Source organism: Streptomyces sp. NPDC054841 (genome assembly GCF_053611045.1).
The window spans coordinates 1-3,137 of record NZ_JBSGZO010000720.1 but is presented as its reverse complement, the minus strand read 5'-3'; the positions used below and the strand labels follow the sequence as shown (position 1 = coordinate 3,137).

Annotated in this window: 1 protein-coding gene and 1 pseudogene; one reads left to right on the top strand and one right to left on the bottom strand. The window is 66.7% G+C overall.

Annotation, left to right across the window (positions count from 1 at the left end):
• Positions 1 to 430: 430 nt before the first annotated feature.
• On the bottom strand, positions 431 to 1,666 hold the full coding sequence (locus ACWGI8_RS42260) for an IS701 family transposase (RefSeq protein ID WP_453668774.1): 1,236 nt from the start codon (positions 1,664 to 1,666) through the stop codon (positions 431 to 433).
• A 563-nt stretch (positions 1,667 to 2,229) separates the two neighbouring features.
• Between ACWGI8_RS42260 and ACWGI8_RS42255 the strand changes: the two are divergent.
• Positions 2,230 to 3,004 (top strand): annotated as a pseudogene (locus ACWGI8_RS42255) (IS5 family transposase).
• Positions 3,005 to 3,137 lie beyond the last annotated feature (133 nt).

Here is a 3,137-nt window from a genome sequence, read left to right as displayed (position 1 = left end):
AGGCAGCGCGCGGCGGCCGGTCGGCCTGTCCGGTCCTCGCCCGCCCGGGGTTCCCGGGGTGGGCGAGGACCGGGCGGAGCGAAGGGAGATCAGTCACAGGACGGGCAGCCGTTATGCCGGTGTGATTGCCGGGCCGTGCGTTCTTCCCGGCCAGGCTGGAGGGCGGGACGCTTAATCCGGTGAAAAACGGTGACGGCGATGTCGGGCGACAACACTACTGCGAAGTAACGGCGTTGGCCGCCACGCGCGTTAGTACTCCAGCCGTAGTTCGGTATCTGGGCTGGTCAGCGGCCTGGTGGCGTGGAGTGTAGCGGGGCGCCAGGTGGGCGGGACGGACTTCCCCACCGCGCCCCGGCGAATAGGTGGCCGCGCCGTTCGTAGTGGCTCTGGCGGGCGCGTGCCTGGTGGCGTCGTCTCCACCGTGACCAGGTCAGCGTGTGGTTGTGGCGTGCGGGGTGGTGCGGGGGTTCAGCTGCCAGGAGACGGCGGATCTCGGCCGGTGTGAGGTCCACGAGATCGGGCGTGTCGTCGCCGGGGCCCCCCTTTCGCGTTCCTGGGCGGCGATGGCGGCGAGGAACGCGTGGGCGAGCATGGCGAGCGTGATGTGCCGGTACCAGCCGGTGTAACGGCGGACCTCGTACTCGTCGAGGCCGCACTCGTTCTTCGCGGACTGGAAGCATTCTTCGATCTTCCAGCGGCATCCGGCGATCCGGGCCAGGTCGGCGAGGGTGGCGTCCAGCGGAGCGCTGGCCAGGAAGTAGGCGATGTCCTCGGGGTCGGTGATGCTGCGGCGGGCCAGCATCCACCGCCTGCGGGTGGGCTTGTCGCCGTCGCGTTCCTCGACGACGGGCAGGAGGGCGCCGGCCCAGTCGTAGCAGCGTTCGCCTTTGGCTCCGGGGCCGGCGGACAAGCGCTGCCATGCCTCCGGCGGGGCCTCACGGCGGATACGGTCCTCAATGCGCGGGCCGTGGACCTGCTGGGACTTAGGGACGGCCACGACGTAGTGGAGCTTCAGGTCGTCTTCGAGGAAGCGGCGGAAGCGGCTGTCCTGGCCGTAGGCGGCGTCCACGGTGACCCAGCGGAAACGCAGCGGGGAGGCATGGGCCCGGCGGACCATGTCGCGGGCGAGGGCGTTCTTGGTGGCGAAAGTACGGTCGTCGGGGATGTGAGCGGCCTGGCAGCGGTCGCGGTCGTCGGTCCAGGACCTGGGCAAATAGAGGTCACGGTCGACGAGGGCGTGTCCCCGACTGGTGGCATAGGCGGCGAACACGCCAATTTGGCAATTTTCGGTGCGTCCGGCGGTGCCGGAGTATTGGCGCTGCACTCCGGCGGAGGTGGTCCCCTTCTTGATGAAGCCGGTGTCGTCGACGATCAACACGCCGTCGTCATGGCCGAGTTGGTCGGCCACGTACTGCTGCAGGTCATCGCGGACACTGTCGGCGTCCCAGCGGCTGCGGGAGAGCAGGTATTGCAGTCCGTCCGGGGTGGCGTGGCCGGCCCACTCGGCGAGCTGCCACCCGTTCTTGCGGCCGACCGGAGCGAGCAGGCCGCGTACGTAGTCCCGCATCCGCCTGCGGGGCTCGATCCGGGTGAAGCGGCTCCCGGTCCGCAGGAAGAGTTCTTCGAGTTCCCGATCCCACACATTCACCGGCGCATCGTTGAGCATGTCGAGGGACTGCTCGCACCAGCTCACAGGCATGCGGCAGAGCACTCGTTCGTGGGGCGCGGTGGGGAAGTCCGTCCCGCCCACCTGGCGCCCCGCTACACTCCACGCCACCAGTCCGCTGACCAGCCCAGATACCGAACTACGGCTGGAGTACTAGCGCCAGCACCAGCGCGCCAACCGTCAGCGACCGCCAATGCGTGGACAGACGTACCCCGAACCGTTCGCCGTGCATGCGCACTGCGCCCTCCCCAGAGCAGCAACAGCAGGCTCACTCACGCATCAACACAGGTGAACCGTCCACGCAAGAAACGACTTTGAGATTGACCAAAACGCGGCCCACCGAACAAACCAGCTCGACGACCATGAAGACCACAGCGGTGGCGTCTTCTGCTCTCTCGCCCTGGTCTCCTCCGCTGCGCTCCGCGGCCCCACCGGCAGAGTCTGTCGACCGCGGGCGAATGGCGTCACTCCCTGCTTGCCTGGTCGATCCACGAGAGACCACCCGCGGTCGAGGTGGCTGGCCGCTTTGCCGGAGATCAGTTGGTCCGTCTCCGTCACACGCCGTGAGTGACCGCAAGCCGTACCCCAGCGACCTGTCCGACGCCCGATGGGCCCTGATCGAGCCGACGTTGACGGCCTGGAGAAAGGCCCGGCTCGACCGCAGACCAACCGGACAGCCGGCCAAGGTCGATTTACGGGACGTCTTCAACGCGATCCTCTACGTCAACCGCACGGGAATTCCCTGGAAATACCTCCCGCATGACTTCCCGAACCACGGCACCGTCTACGCCTACTACGCGGCCTGGCGCGACGAAGGAATCTTCGCCCAGCTCAATTACGACCTGACGGGCCTGGCCCGGGTGAAGGAAGGGCGCAAGCCCGAGCCGACCGCCTCCGTGATCGACACTCAGAGCGTGAAGACCTCCAGCAACGTGCCCCTGACCAGCCAGGGAACGGATGCAGCCAAGAAGATCGTGGGGAGGAAGCGCGGCATCCTCACCGACACAATCGGCCTCATCCTCGCTGTGACCGTCACAGCCGGCCTCTCGGAGAACGCCCTGGGAATACGCCTCCTCGACCAGGCGAAGGAGACGTACCCGACCATCTCCAAGAGCTGGGTCGACACCGGCTTCAAGAACGCCCCGTGGGTTTCACGTCGTGAAAAGGCGCTGGGTGGGAGAGCGGAGTATCGGTTGGATCATGATGCACCGCCGTCTCGCCCGCGACTACGAGACCCTCACCGCCAGCTCCGAAGCCATGATCCACACCGCCTCGATCGACAACCTCGCCAGGCGCATAACGGACGAGACCACTCCCACCTGGCGAGGAACTTACTAGGGCATCAAGGGCAATCTGCCTACCCCAAACGCCCTCTTAGCTTGATCATTAACCTCGCTGCTGTTTCAGGCGGACGTGTTCGGTGAGGGTTTCGATTCGTTTCACGGTCTTCCCAGGCTCGTGACGTGGGGCT

Excerpts from the sequence above, each read along its gene's own strand:
- ACWGI8_RS42260 (WP_453668774.1), bottom strand. The coding sequence starts at position 1,666 with ATGCTCAACGATGCGCCGGTGAATGTGTGGGATCGGGAACTCGAAGAA.